At 66.4% G+C, this 19669-nt stretch carries 19 protein-coding genes; 9 read left to right on the forward strand and 10 right to left on the reverse strand.

Going from position 1 to position 19669, the window contains the following annotated elements:
• The first annotated feature begins 207 nt into the window (after positions 1–207).
• From rbsK to CXB49_RS06420, 6 genes are all read left to right on the forward strand, one after another.
• A complete protein-coding gene (gene rbsK, locus CXB49_RS06395; RefSeq protein WP_101707621.1) occupies positions 208–1098 on the forward strand; it encodes a ribokinase in 891 nt (296 codons plus the stop codon).
• Positions 1095–1493 carry a D-ribose pyranase gene (rbsD, locus tag CXB49_RS06400; RefSeq protein WP_101707622.1) on the forward strand — a complete coding sequence of 133 codons (399 nt, stop codon included), beginning with the start codon at positions 1095–1097 and terminating at the stop codon, positions 1491–1493. The genes rbsK and rbsD overlap by 4 nt, the downstream gene beginning before the upstream one ends.
• Positions 1494–1503: 10 nt before the next feature.
• The gene (locus tag CXB49_RS06405) at positions 1504–3012 is read left to right on the forward strand and encodes a sugar ABC transporter ATP-binding protein (protein WP_101707623.1); all 1509 of its coding nucleotides are present in this window, start codon (positions 1504–1506) and stop codon (positions 3010–3012) included.
• Positions 3009–3947, forward strand: a complete 939-nt coding sequence (locus tag CXB49_RS06410) for an ABC transporter permease (protein WP_199406794.1) — start codon at positions 3009–3011, stop codon at positions 3945–3947. The genes CXB49_RS06405 and CXB49_RS06410 overlap by 4 nt, the downstream gene beginning before the upstream one ends.
• Positions 3948–4005: 58 nt before the next feature.
• A complete protein-coding gene (gene rbsB, locus CXB49_RS06415) occupies positions 4006–4938 on the forward strand; it encodes a ribose ABC transporter substrate-binding protein RbsB (RefSeq protein WP_101707624.1) in 933 nt (310 codons plus the stop codon).
• 91 nt (positions 4939–5029) lie between these two features.
• The gene (locus tag CXB49_RS06420) at positions 5030–6046 is read left to right on the forward strand and encodes a substrate-binding domain-containing protein (protein ID WP_101707625.1); all 1017 of its coding nucleotides are present in this window, start codon (positions 5030–5032) and stop codon (positions 6044–6046) included.
• Between the two features lie 16 nt (positions 6047–6062).
• On the opposite strand, the gene CXB49_RS06425 is transcribed toward CXB49_RS06420, so the two are convergent.
• Positions 6063–7451 carry a CoA transferase gene (locus CXB49_RS06425; RefSeq protein WP_101707626.1) on the reverse strand — a complete coding sequence of 463 codons (1389 nt, stop codon included), beginning with the start codon at positions 7449–7451 and terminating at the stop codon, positions 6063–6065.
• 88 nt (positions 7452–7539) lie between these two features.
• Positions 7540–8793, reverse strand: a complete 1254-nt coding sequence (locus tag CXB49_RS06430) for a hypothetical protein (RefSeq protein WP_101707627.1) — start codon at positions 8791–8793, stop codon at positions 7540–7542.
• A 185-nt stretch (positions 8794–8978) separates the two neighbouring features.
• Between CXB49_RS06430 and CXB49_RS06435 the strand changes: the two genes are divergently transcribed.
• The 3 genes from CXB49_RS06435 to CXB49_RS06445 all read left to right on the forward strand — a co-directional run bounded on the left by CXB49_RS06435 (position 8979) and on the right by CXB49_RS06445 (position 12239).
• Positions 8979–9836 carry a flagellin gene (locus CXB49_RS06435; RefSeq protein ID WP_101707628.1) on the forward strand — a complete coding sequence of 286 codons (858 nt, stop codon included), beginning with the start codon at positions 8979–8981 and terminating at the stop codon, positions 9834–9836.
• 220 nt (positions 9837–10056) lie between these two features.
• Positions 10057–10509 (forward strand): hypothetical protein, encoded by a 453-nt coding sequence (locus CXB49_RS06440; protein ID WP_158300637.1) that lies wholly within the window; start codon positions 10057–10059, stop codon positions 10507–10509.
• Entirely contained in the window at positions 10506–12239 is a 1734-nt protein-coding gene (locus CXB49_RS06445) for a hybrid sensor histidine kinase/response regulator (protein ID WP_101707630.1), read from the forward strand. The genes CXB49_RS06440 and CXB49_RS06445 overlap by 4 nt, the downstream gene beginning before the upstream one ends.
• Positions 12240–12392: 153 nt before the next feature.
• On the opposite strand, the gene CXB49_RS06450 is transcribed toward CXB49_RS06445, so the two are convergent.
• The 8 genes from CXB49_RS06450 to fliN form a co-directional block, all read right to left on the reverse strand.
• Positions 12393–12701, reverse strand: a complete 309-nt coding sequence (locus tag CXB49_RS06450) for a DNA-binding transcriptional regulator (RefSeq protein WP_101707631.1) — start codon at positions 12699–12701, stop codon at positions 12393–12395.
• 536 nt (positions 12702–13237) lie between these two features.
• On the reverse strand, positions 13238–14101 hold the full coding sequence (locus CXB49_RS06460) for a helix-turn-helix domain-containing protein (protein WP_158300638.1): 864 nt from the start codon (positions 14099–14101) through the stop codon (positions 13238–13240).
• 188 nt (positions 14102–14289) lie between these two features.
• A complete protein-coding gene (locus CXB49_RS06465; RefSeq protein WP_101707634.1) occupies positions 14290–16380 on the reverse strand; it encodes a flagellar biosynthesis protein FlhA in 2091 nt (696 codons plus the stop codon).
• Positions 16377–17516 (reverse strand): flagellar type III secretion system protein FlhB, encoded by a 1140-nt coding sequence (gene flhB, locus CXB49_RS06470; RefSeq protein WP_101707635.1) that lies wholly within the window; start codon positions 17514–17516, stop codon positions 16377–16379. Before flhB ends, CXB49_RS06465 begins: the two co-directional genes overlap by 4 nt.
• Positions 17509–18288 carry a flagellar biosynthetic protein FliR gene (gene fliR, locus CXB49_RS06475; RefSeq protein ID WP_101707636.1) on the reverse strand — a complete coding sequence of 260 codons (780 nt, stop codon included), beginning with the start codon at positions 18286–18288 and terminating at the stop codon, positions 17509–17511. Before fliR ends, flhB begins: the two co-directional genes overlap by 8 nt.
• 2 nt (positions 18289–18290) lie before the next feature.
• Positions 18291–18563 carry a flagellar biosynthesis protein FliQ gene (gene fliQ, locus CXB49_RS06480; RefSeq protein WP_011136551.1) on the reverse strand — a complete coding sequence of 91 codons (273 nt, stop codon included), beginning with the start codon at positions 18561–18563 and terminating at the stop codon, positions 18291–18293.
• A 13-nt stretch (positions 18564–18576) separates the two neighbouring features.
• Positions 18577–19320 (reverse strand): flagellar type III secretion system pore protein FliP, encoded by a 744-nt coding sequence (gene fliP, locus CXB49_RS06485; protein WP_101707637.1) that lies wholly within the window; start codon positions 19318–19320, stop codon positions 18577–18579.
• Positions 19320–19664 carry a flagellar motor switch protein FliN gene (gene fliN, locus CXB49_RS06490; protein ID WP_101707638.1) on the reverse strand — a complete coding sequence of 115 codons (345 nt, stop codon included), beginning with the start codon at positions 19662–19664 and terminating at the stop codon, positions 19320–19322. The genes fliP and fliN overlap by 1 nt, the downstream gene beginning before the upstream one ends.
• Positions 19665–19669 lie beyond the last annotated feature (5 nt).

Consider the following 19669-nt stretch of genomic DNA (forward strand, 5'->3'; position numbering starts at 1 on the left):
CAGCATGGCGTGAGCGGACGCATCGCGGCAATGAATGAACTGGTCAGTATTTCTCCATGTGAAGCAATGTAGTCTGCTTGCTACATTTTTGTGCGTGCCTCTTTCGGGAAGCGGAAAATATCTGTTATAAACTCATGCTGATTACGTTTTAGCTTGTGAATTCCAGTTTATGAACCGTGATGTAGCAAAGATACACAAGGGGATGGCATGACTCGGGTGCTGGTGGTTGGCAGTATCAATATGGATCTGGTGGTGTCCGCCAGGCGCTTGCCGCAGCTGGGCGAAACCTTGCTGGGCGATGGCTTCGCCACCTATCCGGGCGGCAAGGGAGCCAACCAGGCGGTGGCCGCCGCCCGTCTCGGCGCCGAGGTGGCCTTGCTCGGCTGCGTCGGCGACGACGTCTTCGGCCGCGATCTGCGCGCGCATCTGGCGAGCGAGGGCGTGGATATCGGCGGCGTGCTGACGGCGGCCGCGCCCACTGGCATCGCCGCCATCACCGTCAGCGGCGGCGACAACGCCATCATGGTCGTGCCCGGCGCCAACCACCAGTTGCTGCCCGAGCACCTGGACGCCGCCGAGCAGGCCTTCATCGCCGCCGACGTGGTGTTGACCCAGCTGGAGATTCCGCTGGCGACGGTGCGCCGCGCGGCCGAGCTGGCGGCGCGCCACAAGAAACCGTTATTGCTGAACCCGGCGCCGGCGGTGCCGCTGCCGGAGGAGTTGCTGGAGCGGGTGGCGCTGTTGACGCCGAACGAACACGAATTCCTGACCATGCTGGCCCAGCCGGACGCCGATTGGCGCGCGCTGCTGGCCGATCGACCCGGCAAATTGGTGATGACGCACGGCAAGCACGGCGCCTATTTCGCGTTGGCGCGCGGCCAGCTGCGCCACCAGCCGGGCATCCAGGTCGAGGCGGTGGACAGCACCGGCGCCGGCGACACCTTCAATGGCGCCTTGGCGGCCTTTCTGCCGCTGGGGCTGGAGGAGGCGGTGCGCCGCGCCAACGCGGCGGGCGCCTTGGCGGTGACCCGCCCCGGCGCCCAGGGCGGCATGCCGACGCTGGCCGAGCTGGAGGCGTTCCTGGAGCGCGGCGCATGAAGAAGCACGGCCATCTGAATCGAGACATCGCCCGCATTCTGGCCTTGATGGGCCATGGCGACAGCCTGGTGATCGCCGACTGCGGCCTGCCCATCCCGCCGGGCGTCGAATGCATAGACCTGGCGTTGCAGCTGGGCCGGCCCGGTTTCGACGAGACGCTGGACAGCATACTCGCCGACTTTCAGTGCGAGCGGGCGGTATTTGCCGTAGAATGCCAAATGCATAACGAGGCGGCGCGGGACAAGGCCGAGGCGCTGGCCCGCGCCGGCGTGGCGCTGGAGTTCGTCAGCCACGAGGAGCTGAAACGGCGCAGCCATTCGGCGCGCGCGGTGATACGCACCGGCGAGTGCACGCCTTACGCCAACGCCATCCTGCATTCCGGCGTGATTTTCTAAGGGGCCGGACATGCAAGTGACCATGCGCGGCATCGACAAGGCCTTCGGGCCGGTCAAGGTGCTGCAGAACGTCGAATTCACGCTGCGCGGCGGCGAAATCCACGCGCTGATGGGCGAGAACGGCGCCGGCAAGTCGACGCTGATGAAGATACTCAGCGGCGTGCACCGCGCCGACGCCGGCGAAGTCCTGCTGGACGGCCGCCGGCTGGACCTGCGCGACACCGCGGCGGCCGAGGCCGCCGGCATCGCCATCATCCACCAGGAACTGAATCTGATCCCGCAGTTGTCGGTGATGGAGAACCTGTTTCTCGGCCGCGAGCCGTCGCGCTTCGGCGTCATAGACTTCGCCGCGATGCGTAGCCGGACGCGGGCGCAGCTGGCGGCGCTGGGCGCCGACGGCATAGACCCGGACGCCGAGGCCGGCAGCCTGTCCATCGGCCAGCAGCAGATGGTGGAGATCGCCAAGGCGCTGGCGCTGGACGCCCGCGTGCTGATCATGGACGAGCCGACGGCGGCGCTGACCGAACGCGAGATAGACCGGCTGTTCGACCTGATGGCCGGCCTGAAGGCCGGCGGCGTCGCCATCGTCTACGTTTCGCACCGGATGGAGGAGATCTTCCGCGTCTGCGACCGGATCAGCGTCTTGCGCGACGGCTGTTTCGTCGGCGAGCGCGACGTCGCCGCCACCGACTTCGACGAAGTGGTGCGGATGATGGTCGGGCGCGAGATCGGCGAGCGCTATCCGAAGCGCCAGGCCGCGCCCGGCGCGGTCAGGCTGACAGTGGAGAACCTCTCCGACGGTGACATGATAGAAGGTATCACCTTCGACGTCCGCGCCGGCGAGGTGCTGGGCATCGCCGGGCTGATGGGCTCCGGCCGCAGCGACATCCTGAAGACGCTGTTCGGCGCGAAGCGCCGCGCGGCGGGACGCGTCGCGCTGGACGGTGAGGAATTGAAGGTGGCCGCGCCCGGCGACGCCATCGCCGCCGGCCTGGGCTTCGTGCCGGAGGACCGCAAGGGCAGGGGCCTGGTGCTGGGCATGTCGCTGCGCGAGAACGCGACGCTGGTCCATCTGGATCGCTACGCCCGGCTGGGCGTGGTGCGCGGCGCCGACGAGGCGCGCGCCGTCGACGACCTGATCGCCCAGCTGCGCATACGCACCCGCGACGCCGAGCTGGACGTCAAGTCGCTGTCCGGCGGCAATCAGCAGAAGGTGGTGTTCGCCAAATGGTTGGCGCGTCCGCCGAAGGTGCTGCTGCTGGACGAGCCGACGCGCGGCGTCGACGTCGGCGGCAAGGCCGAGATCTACCACATCGTCAACCAGCTGGCCGCCGCCGGCGCCGCCATCGTGATGGTGTCGTCCGAATTGCCGGAAGTGCTGGCGCTGAGCGACCGCATCCTGGTGTTGCACGAGGGCCGCCAGGCCGGCGTGTTCGACGCCGCCGGCTGCAGCCAGGAAACCCTGATGGCCGCCGCCACCGGCACGGCCGTTCCCACCGCATCCAGGAAGCAAGCATGACCCCGCAACAAAAAGCCAATCTGCAACGTCTCGGTCCCTTCATCGCGCTGGCGCTGGTGGTCGTCGGCCTGTCGGTGATGAGTCCGGATTTCCTGACCGTCAACAATCTGCTGAACGTGATGCGCCAGGTGTCGATCAACGCGCTGATCGCCTTCGGCATGACGCTGGTGATCCTGCTGGGCGGCATCGATCTGTCGGTCGGTTCGATATTGGCCTTGTCGTCGGTGATCGCCGCGACGCTGCTGCGCGCCGGCGCCGATCCGATGCTGGCGACGCTGGCCGGCATCGCCGCCGGCGCCGCGATGGGCCTGTTCAACGGCCTGGTGATCAGCAAGGGCAGGGTGGCGCCGTTCATCGCGACGCTGGCGACGATGACCATCCTGCGCGGCCTGGCGCTGGTGTTTTCCAACGGCAGCCCGATCACCGGTTTCGACAGCGAGCTGTTCTCGATGCTGGGCGGCGGCTATGTCGCCGGCCTGGTGCCGGTGCCGGTGGTGTCGATGCTGGTCCTGTTCGTCGCTTTCTGGTTCGTGCTGAAGAAGACGGTGTTCGGCCGTCATCTGTACGCCGCCGGCGGCAACGAGGAGGCGGCGCGGCTGTCCGGCGTCAAGGTGGACCGCATCAAGCTGTGGGTCTACTCCATTTCCGGCGCGATGTCGGCGCTGGCCGGCGTGGTGCTGACCTCGCGGCTGAACTCGGCGCAGCCGACGGCCGGCACCGGCTACGAGCTGGACGCCATCGCCGCCGTGGTGCTCGGCGGCACCAGCCTGACCGGCGGCCGCGGCTGGATCTTCGGCACCCTGGTCGGCGCGCTGCTGATCGGCGTGCTGAACAACGGCCTCAATCTCTTAGGCGTGTCCTCGTTCTACCAACAAGTGATCAAGGGCGCGGTGATTCTGCTGGCGGTGCTGCTGGACCGCCGCGGCAACAAGTGATTCCGGCGGCTTGGCCGCCCAATACAGTGCATCTGTCCATTCTTCAGGGAGTCTCAGCATGAAACGCATTCTCACCCCGCTGATGGTTGGCGTTCTGGCCCTCGGCGTGGCCGCCTGCTCCAAGCAGGGACCAGGCTCGGCCGCCGGCGACGCCAGCGCCGCGGCGGCGGACGGCAAGATCACCGTCGGCCTGGCGGTGTCCACGCTCAACAACCCGTTCTTCGTCGAATTGCGCGACGGCGCGGCGGCCGAGGCCAAGAAGCAGGGCGTCAATCTGATCACCGTCGACGCGCAGGACGATCCGGCCAAGCAACAGGCCAGCGTCGAGGACCTGATCCAGAAGAAGGTGGGCGTGATTCTGATCAATCCGACCGACTCCTCCGCCGTCGCCAATGTGGTGAAGGAAGCGACCGACAAGGGCATCAAGGTGGTGTCGCTGGATCGCAGCGTCAACGGCGCCGCGGTCAGCGCCCACATCGCGTCCGACAACACCGCCGGCGGCGTGATGGCCGGCCAGTATCTGCTGGGCAAGCTGGGCGGCAAGGGCCGCATCGTCGAGCTGGAAGGCATCGCCGGCTCCTCCGCCGCCCGCGAGCGCGGCGAGGGCTTCCACCAGGTGGTCGACAACAAGGGCGGAGTCAAGCTGCTGGCCAGGCAGCCGGCCGATTTCGACCGCGCCAAGGGGCTGGCGGTGATGGAGAACATCATCCAGGGCAACAAGGACATCCAGGGCGTGTTCGCCCACAACGACGAGATGGCGCTGGGCGCGGTCAAGGCGATCCAGGCCGCCGGATTGAAGAACGTCGTGGTGGTCGGTTTCGACGCGACGCCGGACGCGGTGGCCGCGGTGAAATCCGGCACGCTGTCCGCCACCGTGCAGCAGCAGCCGGCGCTGATCGGTGTCTATGGCGTGCAGACCGCGAAGAAGCTGGCCGAGGGGCAGAAGGTGGAGCGCTTCATCCCGGTGCCGCTGAACCTGATCAAGCAGTAAGCGATCGAGGGCGGACGGGGCCGGGGCAGCGCGTCGGCCCCGTTTTTGCCGATATCATCTATTTCGTCAGTTTCCATCGTTCGCACCGTCAATGAGCCATTTCAAACGCCTGACCATAGACGATATCGCCGAGTTGGCCGGCGTGTCGCGCACCACCGCCAGCATGGTGCTCAACGGCCATGCCGAGCGCTACCGCATCTCGTCCGCCACCGTGGAAAAAGTGCAGACCGTGGCGCGCGAGCACCATTTCCGGCCGTCGCAACAGGCGCGCAGCCTGCGCAGCCGGCGCAGCAGCAGCATAGGCCTGGTGATCCCCGATCTGACCAACTCCAGCCACGCCGCGCTGGCGCAGGCGCTGGAGAACGGCTGCCGCGCCCAGGGCTACCAGTTGTTGATGGTGACCAGCGACGAGGACGTCGAGCGCGAGAGCGCCGGTATCAGCCAGCTGGCCGCCCGCCAGGTGGACGGCATGATCGTCGTGCCGTGCAGCGCCGACGCCGAGCGCTATCTGCCGTGGACCGGCAGGCTGCCCTTGGTCTTCGCCGACCGTCACATTCCCGGCAGCGGCATTCCGGCGGCGGTGACGGCCGCCGCCGCCAGCGTCGAGGCCTTGCTGGCGCCGGTGCTGGCGTCCGGCGTCGACGAGCTGGTGTATTTCGGCGGCCAGCCGACGCTGTCGTCCGGCCGCGAGCGGCTGGCCGGCTACCGGCAGGCCCTGGCGGCGCATGGCATCGCGCCCGGCGGCGACTGGGTGGCCGAGCGCGATTTCCAGCGCGAATCCGGCTATGCGCTGATGCGCGACTGGTATCAGCGGCGAGGCCGCTACCCGCGCGCGCTGTTCACCACGGCGATCACCCTGCTGGAGGGCGTATTGTCCTTCATCCGCGAGCGGCACCGCTTGCGCGAGGCGCCGCAATACCTGCTGACCTTCGACGACCATCCCTTGCTGGACTGCCTGCCGCTGCCGATAGACGCGATCCGGCAGGACAGCGACCGCCTGGCCGAGGCCAGCCTGGAGCAGGTGATGGCGCTGCTGCGCGGCGAGGCGCTGGCCGAGCGCGACGCGCGGGTGCCGGCCAGCCTGAATCTGCGCCGCTTGTCGGTTTAGTTTCCGCTCATCGCCTTCAATCGGCCCAGACCGGTTGGTGCGTGTCCAGCGGCATCGCCGGCAGCGCCCAGCGCGCCGGCGTCGCGGACAAGCGGGCGGCGTGGCGCACGCTCAGCAGGCGGCCGAAGCCCGACTCTCCCTCTTCCAGCCACGGGTGGACTTGCTCCGGCGCGGGCAGCGCCGCGGTCGTGGCGACGCGGCCGAGGCCGCGCAGCCAGTAGCCGGCCTGGGCCAGCGATACTTCGACATGCCAGCTGCCGCCTTCTTGCTGTTGGCGGTGCAGCGCGGCGATGGCCCCGAGCGCGGCCAGGCAGCCGGCGCTGTGATCCAGTATCTGGCCCGGGAAGGCGCGCGGCGCGTCGGCGCCGAAGGCTTCGGCCTCGGCGGCGTTGAAGCCGGAGGCGGTCTGCGTCAGCGAATCGAAGCCGTGCCGGCCGGCCCAGGGGCCGGCGTTGCCGTAGGCGCTGAGCGTCACGTAGACGATGCCGGGGCGCAAACCGGCCGCGTCCTGCGGGGAGAAGCCGAGCTCGGCCAGGCCGCCGGGACGGTAGCCCTGGATGAAGACGTGGGCGCCGGCCAGCAGGCCGCGCAAGCGCGCCTTGTCCGCCTCGATGGTCAGGTCCAGCCGGGCATTGCGCTTGCCGCGGCCCATGTCGATGTCCAGCGTCGGGATGGTCGGCAGCTTGGGCGAGGTGATGTGCAGCACGTCGGCGCCATGGGCGGCCAGCACGCGTCCGGCCACCGGGCCGGCGATGATGCGGGTCAGATCCAGCGCGCGCACGCCCGCCAGCGGCCGCTCGGCGTCCGGCAGCGGCAATGGCGGCGCGTCGGCGATGCGGCGGATGCTCAGCGTCGGCAGGCCGGCCACCGCCTGGCCCTGGGGATGGGCGTCCCATTCCTCGAAGCTGCGCAGCGCCGTCGCCACCAGGCCGTGCTCGGCGGCGGCGTCCTCGAAATCGAAGGCGCGCCAGTCCCGCAGCGCGGCGGCGACGGCGGCCTTGTCGTAGTCGCAGCGCAACAGCCGCAGCACGCCGTCGCGGTGGTGGGGGAAATTGGTGTGTATGCGCAACCAGCGGCCGTCGCCGCAGCGGTAGACGCCGGCTATCTTGTCCCATGGGTCGGCCGGCGCCTCGCCGTCCACCCGCAGATACAGCTCGCTGCGGAACTCGGCGGCGGCGTGGCCCATGTCGACATCGACCGTCTGCGCGTCGCCGCCGCGCAGTTGCCGGAAGGAGGCGGCGGCCAGGCCGCTGGCGGCGATGCAGGCCTGGGCGGCGCGGCCCAGCGCGAACGAGGACGGCAGCGCCGGCTCGTCGCCGGACAGGCTGAGCCTGTCCAGCCATTCGGGGGACAGGCCGCAGTGCAGCCATAGTTGACGGACGGCGTCGCGGACGATGGCGCTCATACGGGCTCTCCTGGAGGTGGATCAGCCATTTAAGCGGCAAGCACGGCGGGTGGTCAATTTATTTGTCATTTATTTTGCATGGCGGCCGCTAGGCGGCGCCATCGTGCAAGAAGTGCTTCAGCATCGCCTGGACGATGGCCGGCTGATCGCGAGCCGCCCGCAAGCCGGCGTTCTGGATGATGATGTGCGACAGCTGGCGGTGGCGGCGGATCAGGCCGGCGGCCAGGCCGTAGGGACGCCAGGTCTGGCGCTTGCACTGGCGGAATTCGGCCGCGCCGCTCCAGGGCAGCGCGTCCAGCCAGGCGTCGGCGCCAAGGTAATTGCCTTCCATGCAGTATTCGCCGTGATAAAGCAGCACTTTCAGCTTGTCCAGCAGCCGCGGAAACAGCGGCGCCGACGACTCCAGCCACGACGCCTCCTGCAGCGACTGCGGCGTCGGCTTCAGCTCGTTCAGCGAGCGCGGGTCGATGTGCAGCGCCTGCTGCACCGCCGGTCGGGCCAGGTACTCTTCGATCTGGCGATGCCGCGTCGACGGCGGATGCCGAACGTCGTCTAGATCGCGGCCGCTGCATTGCTGGATGTAGGCATTCATGTCGAGCGCGATGCGGCTGGCCTCCTTGCGCTGCAGCGGGGTGGCGGCGGCCCTGGCCCTGGCGTAGTCCCGCAGCATCGTCTCCAGCCGCTGCCTTTCCTCCTGATTGATCAGCCGATGCTGACTGGCGTAGTCGATATGGCTGGGGAGCTGGATTTCCGACGCCACCTGGCCGTTGCCCAGCCCGATCCCTCTCAGATTGATCTGCGGCTGGCCGCAGCCATTGCCGTCCAGAATGCAGTTGGCGAGCCGGGCCAGCGTATGGCCGGTCTGACCGGCGCCGAACAGATAGCAATCCGCTTCGCGATAGCGCGGCCAGCGCAACAGGAATTCCTGCAGCGCGTGGTAGAGCTGCTGGCAGGCCTCGTCGTGGCTTTCCGGCAGGTAGCGCGGATGGGTGGAGAACGACAGGCCATGGCCCAGCGGCTGGTCCAGCAGCAGATAGTTGGCGTGGTGGTGCCAGCTGAACGGATTGGAGTAGACCCGGCCGCCGCTGTCCAGCAGATAGGGGCCGTGCTCGTCGAACAGGCTGGCCAGCGCGCCGATGCCGGGGGCGCTGTTGATCCATACCAGCAGCGGCGCCCGCTCGGGGCTGCCGACCGCTTCGCTGAACCAGAAATACAGCCAGCCGCCGGCCGAGTCTCCTATGGACAGATAGCCGCACAGCTGAGTCGAGCGCACCGGGCCGTAATTGGGCAGATGGCTCAGCGCCGCGCTTTCGAACAGGAAGGGGTTGGCTTGGACGTTCATGGCCGGTTTATGCCGACGGCTTGTGGGTATTGATCCGTTATAGCTGCCGCGGCGCGGAATAACCGTTTATAAAAAAGCTGTGATTATTTACATCTTCTTGCAGTTAAGTTCCGTCCGCGGTCTGCCGCCTTGTCACGGTAACGGCAGAAATGCCGCTTTACGACCAACCAGAGACGGAGCATCCCATGCTGAGCCTGTACACCAATATCGCGGCACTGAACACCAAGTCCAACATGAATTCCACCCAGAACGCGCTGTCGACCTCGATGACGCGCCTGGGTACCGGCCAGCGCATCAACTCCGCAATGGACGACGCCGCCGGCCTGCAGATCGCCACCCGTCTGGACGCGCAAAGCCGCGGCATGACCGTTGCGATGAAGAACGCCCAGAACGGCATCTCGATGATGCAGACCGCCGAAGGCGCGCTGAACGAAGTGACCAACATCCTGCAACGGATGAAGGACCTGTCCACCGAAGGCGCCAACGGCACCGCCACCGCCAACGACAAGACCGCGATGCAGTCCGAGTTCGACGCGCTGGGCAAGGAACTGAACAACATCGTCAGCAACACCACTTTCGGCGGCGAGAAGCTGCTGGCCAAGTCCGGCGGCAAGCTGGCCGCGGCGGTGAACTTCCAGATCGGCGCCAGCTCCTCCGAAGTGATGTCCGCTGACGTGTCCGCTCAGATCACCGCGCTGGACACCGCGCTGCAAGGCGCTTCCGCCCAGTACAAGACTCCGGGCGCCACCGCCGGCACCGAAATCGGCCCGGCCGCCACCATCGACCTGCTGAACACCGCCCTGGACAGCGTCGGCGCCGTGCGTTCCGCCCTGGGCGCGAACTCCAACCGCCTGGATCACGTGGTCAACAACCTGAACAACGTGAACAACAACACCCTGGCGGCCAAGGGTCGTATCATGGATACCGACTACGCCAGCGAAAGCGCCACGATGACCGCCAAGCAAATGCTGATGCAAGCCAGCACCTCGATGCTGAAGCAAAGCGGCAGCATGAACAGCCTGGCCATGTCCCTGTTGCAGTAATATCGTTGCCGGCGGCGTTTTTCGCCGTCGCACCGCAAGCCAGTGGCGCGAGCCGCTGGCTTTTTGCTTTGCGGCGCGCGCCATCTGTGGCGGCCGCGCGCCATTTATCGGCGCAGGGCTGGTTGCGCCAGGCGGGGGTGAATATAATTGGCCGTTTTTGATGCGTGACGGAAAGAGGATGGCTATGCGAAAGGCCTTGTGTGCGTTGATAGGCCTGTGCTTGAGCGCTTGTGTCCTGGCGGATGCCGACCCGGTGGTGTTGACCGTGTCCGGCCGCATCGGCCGTTTCACCGATGCCAAGCGCGGCATCTACCAGTTTCGCGACAGCGATCTGGCTCGCATGCGGCAGATGAGTTTCACCACCACCACCAGCTGGACGCCGTCGGTGACCTTCAGCGGTCCGCTGGTGCGCGACATTCTGGCCAAGGTGGATGCCAAGGGCACGACGGTGCGGGTGCTGGCGATCAACTATTACCGCTACGATATTTCCACCGTCGAGCTGGTGCGGCGCAGCGTGGTGCTGGCGCGCCGCATCGACAACAAGCCGTTCGATGTCGCGCACTACGGCCCGCTGTGGCTGATGTATCCGCTGCCGGAGATGACGGACTCCGAAAAGGGGCCGCCGCTTGACGCCAAGCTGGTATGGCAGGTCGAGGCGATGGAGGTGATGTGAGCTTGTCCCGCGTGAAGCGCTATCTGCAGGCCCCGTGGTGGCTGATGCTGTCGCTGTTGTTGTTGCTGCTGGCCGCCGGTTGGAATTTCTACCGGATAGACCGCGCCAGCCAGGGACTGATAGACGGCGGCAAGAGCGAGCAGCTGTACTGGACCGTGGCCCAGCTGCATATCGAGCTGGAGAAGACCCGCGCCGAGCTGATAGGCTTCGCCGCCGATCCCGAATCGCAGGCCGATCTGCTCCAGCAGTTCCAGTTGCTGCAAAGCCGCTACCAGGTGTTCGAGGCGCCCGACAGCGTCTTGGTGCACCGGCAGCTCAGCAAGGTCAGCGGCTTCGAGGCGCTGGTCGGTGCGCTGCGGCCCTTGCTGCGCGATCGGGAATGGCAGCGTCTGACGCCGCCGCTGGCGCGCAAGATGGTGGTGCGGATAGACGCGCTGCGGCCGGTGCTGGCCAATTTCGCGGTGCAGAGCCGCGAGGCCGAAGTGTCGGCGCGGGTGGCGCGCACCAGCGCGCTGTCCAGCCAGCGTTCGCAGATGATGGTGCTGCAGCTGGTCTTGTGCGGCGGCATAGGCGGCATCCTGTTGATGCTGATGCGCTACCGCGAGCTGAAGGAGCTGGCCGAGGCGCGCCAGTCGTTGCTGGAGCAAGAGCGCGCCGCGCATCAGGCGACGGTGGCGCTGGAGTTGGACCGCACCACCTTCCTCGGCACGCTGGGGCACGAAATCCGCTCGCCGTTGCAGTCTATGCAGATGTGCATGGAGCTGGTGGAGCCGGCGGTGGCGCCGCAGCCGGGCGCGCAGATGGCGCTGAAGCGGCTGAAGGCGGGCATGGGGCAGCTGGCCAGCCAGGTGCACGACATCATGGACATCTCGGCGATCAAGAACATGCAGCTGCGGCTGAACCCCGGCCGGGTCCGGCTGGCGGCGGTGCTGCGCGCGGTGCAGGATGTGATGCAGCCGCTGGCCGACGCCAAGGGGCTGACGCTGAACTGCCGCGTCGACAATCTGCCGGAGAGGGTGCTGATGGACGAGATCCGGCTGCGGCAGATCATAGGCAATCTGGTTTCCAACGCGATACGCTACACCGATCAGGGCGCGGTGACGCTGACCGCCTGCGGCCAGACCTGCAACGAGTACATGGAGTTGCTGCTGCAGGTCAGCGACACCGGCATAGGCATCGCCGACGAGGATCGCCAGCGCATCTTCCAGCCGTTCAGCCAGGGACGCAACCGTCGGCCGGGCAGCAGCGGGCTGGGGCTGTCCATCGTCAAGGAGCTGGTCAGGCTGTTCGGCGGCCATATCGAGATGGAAAGCCGGGTCGGCGCCGGCTCCACCTTCAGCGTGCGGCTGCCGCTGCGCGAGGTGCAGGACCGCGACGTCGGCCGCAGCCTGTTGCTGGTCGACGACGACGAGGTGATACGCGGCTCGGTGGCCGACTGGCTGGCGCAGGACGGTTTCCAGGTCGCCTGCGCCGCCACGCTGAGCCAGGCCGCCGCCTGCCTGGCGCAGCAGCGCTTCGACATCCTGTTGCTGGACATGCAGCTGGGCGAGGACAGCGGCTATCTGCTGGCGGAGCTGGCGCGCAAGCAGCCGCAGCGGCCGTTGATGCTGGCGATGAGCGCCGATCCGACGGAGTTTTCCGACACGCGCGCCGCCTGGTTCGCCGCCAGGCTGGACAAACCGTTCGACGGCCCGCGCTTGCGCGAGGCGCTGGCAACGCTGCCGTTGTGACGGCGTCGCGCCAATGAGAGTCATCGGCAGTGACGTCGTTTAATTGCCGTAGGCCGGCGCGGATACTCCCGGAACGAGTAGTATCGTTGAGTGTCAGCCGGATGCAAGGCAAAAGCCCCGTGGGGCTTTTAGTCTTTTATGAGCTGATACGTTTTATGCAGTCTCGAGATTCTTCAAGGCATCGGGGTGGTCAATGGCAATGCGCAATAAAGTCTGTGCCGCGCCGGTGGGGCTGCGGCGGCCCTGTTCCCATTCTTGCAATGTACGTTTGCTGACGCCCAGTTGATCTGCAAAGACAGCTTGTGAGACGCCGGCTTGAGCGCGAGCTCGAGCGGCAAGCGTTGGCGTGACTTTAGTCACGCGAGCGGCGTGCCCAGACTTCATTGCGAGCACGGATTCCAGTAACTCCTCGCCAAGATTTCTCTGGGCATCCCGTTCCGCGATTTGTTTTTCAGTCAGCATCGATCGTTTCCTTAATCGCTTTCAATACATGTGTGGGCAGGTTGTCCGTCGCATGCTTGCTGTAGATGGTAAGCAACCAAATCGTGCCGTCATCTAGCATATTGTAATAAATCACTCTCACTCCGCCGCTTTTCCCGTGTCCTTCAAGGCTCCAGCGAACCTTTCGGCAGCCGCCGGACCCGCGGACGACGGCCCCCGCGCTTGGGTTGTTAGCGAGCCAAGCACAGCAAGTCCCTCTTTGCTCTTCCGTCCAGTAATCTTCGACAAACCGCCTGAAGACAGGGGACTCGGCGATAGTGTACATGCTTGAATGGTACGTCATTGACGTATGGCCTACAAGCTGGAGCTTGTAACTACTTGTTTTTGTCCGGTTCGTTCACATGGTATGGCCATCGTGATGGTTGACGGCTGGTTGGACGTTAGTGGAAAAGTCCTGTTATGCAAAAGCACCACTCCCAAAGTGTGGGAGCGGTGCTTTTCATGGTTGAAGTCAGGAGCGGAGCGGCCGCTTAAAATCCTTGGAGCCGTCCGTCGCCTCAGGCGTGTTCCAGCGCGTTGGTGACCATGTTCTTGATCTGCAGCGCCAGGATGGAACCCGGCGTCGGCTTGCCGATGTAGTAGACCCCGGGCATCTGCAGCGCCTTGGACAGCTCGCTCTCGTGCTCCAGCGCGTAGCCGGTCAGCACGACGATGGGCACGTTCGCCGACTGGCGGCGTATGGTCTCGATCACGTCCATGCAACTGGTCGGCTCGCCGAGCACCCAGTCCAGCACGAAGGCGTCGAAGTCCTCGTGCGGCAGCGCCTGCAGCAGCGTCTGCGGGTGGCTGTACGGCAGCGCGAACAGGCCCTGTTGCACCAGGATGGCCGACAGCAGGTCGGAATCCTTGTCATCCAGTACCGCGACCAGCAGCCGCTTGGTGTTGGCGCGGGTCGGCGGGCGTATCGTCAGGTAGGTGACCTCGTAGCCGTCCTCGCCGTCGAACTGGGTGCCGGGGAAGACGTGCCAACAGTCGTGCAGGCGTTTGGCCAGCAGCAGCGGGGAGCAGGAGTCGTCGGCCAGCTGCTCGCCCAGCTGTATCCAGCAGTGCGCCTCGCCGCTGTGGCTGTTCAGGTGCAGGATGGCCGGCGTTAGCTCGTTGCCGGCCGGAATCTGGCTGTCCTGCTGCGCCGGATCGATCAGCAGATTGGACGTGGGGATGTTTAGGTAGTGGGCTAGTCTTTCCACCTGGGCCAGCTGCCACGGGCTGCTGCCGTTCAACTTGCGGTAGGCCTGCGAGGTGCTGAGGCCGAGGATCTGTTCGATCAGGCCGGCCTGCTGGGCCTCGGGCCAGCGGAATTGTTCCAGCTGGCTGCGGATATTGTCGCAGATGATCTGATTGGCGGACTTGGGCGTCGACATGGGCATATACCGTCACAAGAAATTCATATTCGTGATGCTATCACTCATGCGGCCGGCATGGCTGGTCAATCCGCGCAAAATGGCAAATTTCCCTAATTTGCGAAACATGCATTTGCATTTTCACAACATGCGAAAAATTACAATAGTAATTGCAAGAACTGACTAAACCCGTCCGAAACGCGCCCGACTCAGCCCAGCGTGCCGGTCAGGCTGACCTGGCGGTTCTCCGGCACCTCGTTGTACGACAGCACGTTGAGGCCGGGCGCGAACAGCCTGCCGTAGCGCGCCAGCAACGGCCGGATCTGCGGCATCACCAGCAGCACCGGCGGCTGGCCGAGCTGCTTCATCTGGTCGCGCACCGCCGGCATGCCGGTTTGCAACTGCTGCAGCACATTGGGATCGACCGGGAAGCTGTCCAGCTGCGGCTTGCCGGTCTGCTGCGCCTGCGACAGCGCGCCCAACAGCAGGTTTTCCAGATCGGCCGACAGATTGAAGGCGCGGATCTCGTCGCGCGGACCGGCGATGGACTGCACGATCTGCCGTCGCAGCGCGCAGCGCACCTCGGCCGCCAGCATGATGGCGTCCTTGGTGCTGTCGCTGGCTTCCAGGAGGGCGGTGGCGATCGGCACGATGTCCTTCAGCGACACATTGTCCTGCAGCAGCTGGCGGAAGGCGCGCAACTGCTGCACCGGCGTCAGCGCCTGGCCCAGCGCCGTCGCCAGCTTCGGCGCCAGCGTCGCCAGCCGCTCGGACAGCGCGGTCACGTCGTCGTGGCGGAACAGCTCGGCCAGGTGCTCGCGCATCACCTTGTTCAAGTGGGTGGCCATCACGCTGGCGCAGTCCACCACCTGGTAGCCCAGGCCCAGCGCTTTGCCCTTGTCGGCCTGCGCGATCCAGGTCACCGGCATGCCGTAGGCCGGGTCTATGCCGGGAACGCCGTCGATGTCGCCGTAGACGTCGGGCGACGGAATCGCCATCAGCCGGTCGGCGTAGACCTCGGCCTCGGCGATGGTGCCGCCGGACAGCTGGATCGCGTATTGCGACGGCCTGAGCCTCAGGTCGTCGCGCAGATTGACCGTCGGCAGCAACAGGCCCATCTGCTCGGACAGGCTCTGGCGCACGCCCTTGACCCTCTTGGTCAGCGGCGCGCCCTGGCCGGCGTCCAGCAGCGCCACCAGCCGGTAGCCGAGCGCGATGCCCAGCGTGTCGGCGTGCGGCAGCGTGCTCCATTCCAGTTCGATCTCGGATTCGCCCTGCAGCGCGGCCTTGACCGCCGCCTGGCTGGGCGCGGCGGCGGCCGGCGGCCGCCGCGCGTGCATGCGCCAGGCGACATAGCCGAGCAGCGCGGCGAAGCCGAGGAAAGTCGGCCACGGCATGCCGGGGATGATGGCCAGCACCAGCATCATGCCGGCGGCGCTCATCAGCACCGTCGGCGACGCCAGCATCTGGCTGCCGACCTGGGCCGGCATGTCGGCCTCGTCGTTGATGCGGGTGACGATGATGGCGGCGGCCGACGACAACAGCAGCGCCGGAATCTGCGCGACCAGGCCGTCGCCTATCGTCAGCAGCGCGTACTGGCGGAAGGCGTCGCCCATCGACAGATCGTGCATCAGCGCGCCGATGGCGACGCCGCCGAACAGGTTGATGATCAGGATCAGGATGCCGGCGATGGCGTCGCCGCGGACGAATTTGGACGCGCCGTCCATCGCGCCGTAGAAATCGGCCTCGGTGGCGATGTCGCGGCGGCGCTGTTGCGCCTGCTCCTGATTGATCAGGCCGGCGTTCAGGTCGGCGTCTATCGCCATCTGCTTGCCCGGCAACGCGTCCAGCGTGAAGCGGGCCGACACCTCGGAAATCCGCTCGGCGCCCTTGGTCACCACCATGAAGTTGATGATCATCAGGATGACGAACACCACCATGCCAACGACGAAGTTGCCGCCTATCACCACATTGCCGAAGGCCTCGATCACCCGGCCGGCGGCATGCGTTCCCTGGTGGCCGTGCAGCAGCACCACCCGGGTGGACGCCACGTTCAGCGACAGCCTGAGCAGCGTGGTGGCCAGGATGATGGTGGGGAAGACCGAGAAGTCCAGCGGCCGCCGCGCCGACACGCTGACCAGGATCACGATGATGGCCAGCACGATGTTGAAGGTGAACAGCATGTCCAGCGCCAATGGCGGCAGGGGCAGCATCACCATCGCCAGGATGGCGAGGAGGAACAGCGGGGCGGCCAGCTTGTGGCGGCCGATGTCGGCAAGCAGTTTGGTCAGCGAGTTCATGATGCGGGCTCGGGATCGGACAATTCGCGCGGGACCGACAACTCCGGCAGCACCGGATTGTTGCGGCGGCTACCCGCCTGGAACGCCTTCAGTTGCAAAACATAGGTCAGGACCTGCGCCACCGCGCGGTACAGCGGCGCGGGAATCTGCTGGTTGACCTGGGTGGTGTGGTAGACGGCGCGCGCCAGCGGCGGCAGCGGCAGCACCGTCAGTTTCATTTCGTCGGCCAGCTGGCGGATGTACAGCGCCATCTCGTCGACGCCCTTGGCGACGATGAACGGCGCCTCGGCGCGATCCTCGTCGTATTTCAGCGCCACCGCGTAATGGCTGGGGTTGACCAGGATCACGTCGGCGTCGGGCAGCGCCTTGCGCACGCCGCGCTGGGCCAGCTGGCGTTGCAGCTGGCGTATGCGCTGGCGCACCTCGGGGCGGCCCTCGGTGTTCTTGTATTCTTCCTTGATTTCCTGCTTGCTCATCCGCTGCTGCTTCAGGAACAGGAAGACCTGCAGCGGCAGGTCGGCCAGCGCGAACAGCAGGAACACCGCGGCGAGCTTCAGCAGGCAGGACAGCAAGAGATCGGCGGCGCCGGTCAGCGTCGGCAGCAGCGGCATGCCGGCGAGGGCGAAGAAATCGCCGAGCGCGGAGGAGGCGATGCGGTACAGCAGCCAGCCCAGCAGCAGCGCCTTGGCGATGGATTTGCCGATTTCGCTGGCGTGTTTCGGCGAGGCCAGCCGCGACAGGTGGGCCAGCGGGTTCATCCGCTCGAACTTGGGGCTGATCTGGGACAGCACGAAGACCCAGCCGCCGGGAAACAGGCTGATCAGCAGCATGGTCGTCGGGATGACGGCCAGCGGCGCCAGCATCTTCAGCGTCAGCAGCAGCGTGCCGGCGAACAGCTTGGACCAGCTGTTCTCCAGCGCGCCCTCGCCGGCCAGTGAGGCGAAGGCCAGCGCGAACAGCCGGCGGAAATCGTCCAGCCAGTCCGGCGCCAGCCAGAACATCAGTTTCAGCGACAGCACCAAGCCCAGCGCCGCGGCCAGGTCCTTGGAGCGGGGCACCTGGCCCTGCTCGCGCGCCTTGCGCAGCCGCTGCGGCGTGGCCTTTTCGGTCTTGTCGCCCTGGCGCGTCTCAGCCATGGCCGGCCGCCAGCAGTTGGTCGAGCAGGCGCAGCGTCTGTCCGCTCAGGCTCAAATATTGCGGCGGCAGCACCTGCATCAGCAGGCTCAACGTGCCGAGGCCAAACAAGGTCACCACCGGAAAACCCAGGGAGAACAGGTTCAGCGCCGGCGCCACGCGGTTGATCATGCCGAAGCCGGCCTGCACGACGAAGGTGGCGAAGACCGCCGGCAGCGCCAGCACCATCGCCGCCGACATCACCCAGCCGACGCTGGCGGCCAGCACCGGCAGCGAGGCCTGCGGAATGCCGCCGCCCAGCGGCCAGGCGCGGAAGCTGGCGTACACCACCTGGACCAGCACCAGATGGCCGTCCAGCGCGAAGAACAGCAGCGCGGCCAGCAGGTAGAGCAGGCCGGAGACCACGTCGGAGCTGTTGCCGTTGCCCGGATCGTTCATCACCGCCATCGACAGGCCCATTTGCGACGACAACAGGAAGCCCAGCAGCGCCAGCACCGACATCGTCAGTTGGAAGGCGAGGCCGAACAAGAGGCCGATGACGGCCTGCTCGACGCTGGCGGCGACGCCGGCGAGGGTGAACGGATCGATGGGGGAGTGGGCCGGCATCGCCGGCAGGCAGGCGACGGCCAATAGCAGCGCCAGGCCGATGCGGGCGCGCATCGGCACCATCGCGTCGCCGATGAAGGGGGCGACGCTGAAGGCGGCCATCAGCCGGCAGAACGGCCACCAGACCGCCGGAATCAGGTCCAGCAACTGGGCGTACAGGCCCTGCATCGTCATCCGACCTGACTGGCGGCGCGCTGGAACATCGCGACGCAGAAGTCCATCAGGTAGCCGGTGATCCAGTGGCCGGCCAGCGCTATCGTCAGCAGCACGATCAGCAGCCTGGGCAGGAAGGACAGCGTCTGTTCGTTGATCTGGGTGGCTGCCTGGATCAGGCTGACCACCACGCCGACGATCAGGCTGGGCAGCACCAGCAGCACCACCAGCGTCACCACCACGCGCAGGCTGTCGTTGACGATGTCGACGGCGATATCGGGCGTCAGCACGGCTTCATCCCTCCTAATAGGCCTGAATCGACGTGACCAGCGTGTTGACGGTCAGCGACCAGCCGTCCACCAGCACGAACAGCAGCAGTTTCAGCGGCAGCGAGATCACCAGCGGCGACAGCATCATCATGCCCATCGCCATCAGCACGCTGGACACCACCAGATCTATCACTAGGAAGGGGATGAACAGCATGCAGCCGATCTGGAAGGCGGTTTTCAGTTCGGACAGCACGAAGGCCGCCAGCTTGACGGTGAAGGCGTGGTCTTCCGGCCGGGCGACGTTTTCCTCGCCGGACAGCTTGGCCACCTGGGCCAGCGCGGTCTTGCCGGTCTGGGCCAGCATGAAGCGGCTGATCGGCTTGGCGGCGATTTCCAGCGCCTGCTGCATCGTGATCTTGTCCTGATCGAACGGCGTCAGCGCCTCGTTCCACACCTGCAGGCCGACCGGTCGCATCACCAGCAGCGTCAGGATCAGCGCCACGCCGGTGATCAGCCGGTTGGGCAGGCCCTGCTGCAGGCCCAGCGCCTGCCTGAGCAGCGACAGCACGATGACGAAGCGGGTGAAGCTGGTCATCATCAGCGCCAGCACCGGCAGCAGGCCCAGCGCCGTCATCAGGATCAGGATCTGGGTCTTGATCGTGAAGTCGACGGAGGCGCCGCCGGCATTGGCCGACAGCAGCTTCAGCGGTTCGGCCCAGCTGGGCGCTGCCGCGAGCAGGGCGGCCGCGGCCAGCGGCAGCGTAGCGACGCGCCGCATCAGGCCAGGCTGTCCAATTGCAGGTCGTTCAATTCCAGCACGCGCAGGCCGTAGTTGTCGCCGGACACCACCACTTCGGCGCGGCCGATCACGGTGCCGTTGACCTTGATGTCCAGCGGCTCGCCGGCGATCTTGTCCAGCTCCACCACCGAGCCGGCGCCGATCTGGCACAGGTCGGCCAGGCTGATGTCGGCGCTGCCGACTTCCAGCGTCAGTTTGACCGGGATCTTGCGCAGGAAGGGCGTCATGTCGCGGGGGGGCGGCTCCGGCGCCGCGGGCATGTCGGCCGTGGCATCCAGGCCGTCGAGGATGCCGTCCAGGTCGAAGTCTTGATTCAGTTCCATTCGGG

Origin of the sequence: Chromobacterium sp. ATCC 53434 (assembly GCF_002848345.1) — a bacterium.
GTDB lineage: Bacteria > Pseudomonadota > Gammaproteobacteria > Burkholderiales > Chromobacteriaceae > Chromobacterium.

Bases quoted from the DNA above. Each gene is read 5' to 3' on its own strand.
- CXB49_RS06435 (WP_101707628.1), top strand. From the start codon at position 8,979: ATGCTGAGCCTGTACACCAATATCGCGGCACTGAACACCAAGTCCAAC.
- rbsD (WP_101707622.1), top strand. From the start codon at position 1,095: ATGAAGAAGCACGGCCATCTGAATCGAGACATCGCCCGCATTCTGGCC.
- CXB49_RS06465 (WP_101707634.1), bottom strand. From the start codon at position 16,380: ATGAACTCGCTGACCAAACTGCTTGCCGACATCGGCCGCCACAAGCTG.
- flhB (WP_101707635.1), bottom strand. From the start codon at position 17,516: ATGGCTGAGACGCGCCAGGGCGACAAGACCGAAAAGGCCACGCCGCAG.
- fliN (WP_101707638.1), bottom strand. From the start codon at position 19,664: ATGGAACTGAATCAAGACTTCGACCTGGACGGCATCCTCGACGGCCTG.
- CXB49_RS06420 (WP_101707625.1), top strand. From the start codon at position 5,030: ATGAGCCATTTCAAACGCCTGACCATAGACGATATCGCCGAGTTGGCC.
- rbsB (WP_101707624.1), top strand. From the start codon at position 4,006: ATGAAACGCATTCTCACCCCGCTGATGGTTGGCGTTCTGGCCCTCGGC.
- CXB49_RS06450 (WP_101707631.1), bottom strand. From the start codon at position 12,701: ATGCTGACTGAAAAACAAATCGCGGAACGGGATGCCCAGAGAAATCTT.
- rbsK (WP_101707621.1), top strand. From the start codon at position 208: ATGACTCGGGTGCTGGTGGTTGGCAGTATCAATATGGATCTGGTGGTG.
- fliP (WP_101707637.1), bottom strand. From the start codon at position 19,320: ATGCGGCGCGTCGCTACGCTGCCGCTGGCCGCGGCCGCCCTGCTCGCG.
- CXB49_RS06410 (WP_199406794.1), top strand. From the start codon at position 3,009: ATGACCCCGCAACAAAAAGCCAATCTGCAACGTCTCGGTCCCTTCATC.
- CXB49_RS06405 (WP_101707623.1), top strand. From the start codon at position 1,504: ATGCAAGTGACCATGCGCGGCATCGACAAGGCCTTCGGGCCGGTCAAG.
- fliR (WP_101707636.1), bottom strand. From the start codon at position 18,288: ATGCAGGGCCTGTACGCCCAGTTGCTGGACCTGATTCCGGCGGTCTGG.
- CXB49_RS06425 (WP_101707626.1), bottom strand. From the start codon at position 7,451: ATGAGCGCCATCGTCCGCGACGCCGTCCGTCAACTATGGCTGCACTGC.
- CXB49_RS06430 (WP_101707627.1), bottom strand. From the start codon at position 8,793: ATGAACGTCCAAGCCAACCCCTTCCTGTTCGAAAGCGCGGCGCTGAGC.
- CXB49_RS06460 (WP_158300638.1), bottom strand. From the start codon at position 14,101: ATGTCGACGCCCAAGTCCGCCAATCAGATCATCTGCGACAATATCCGC.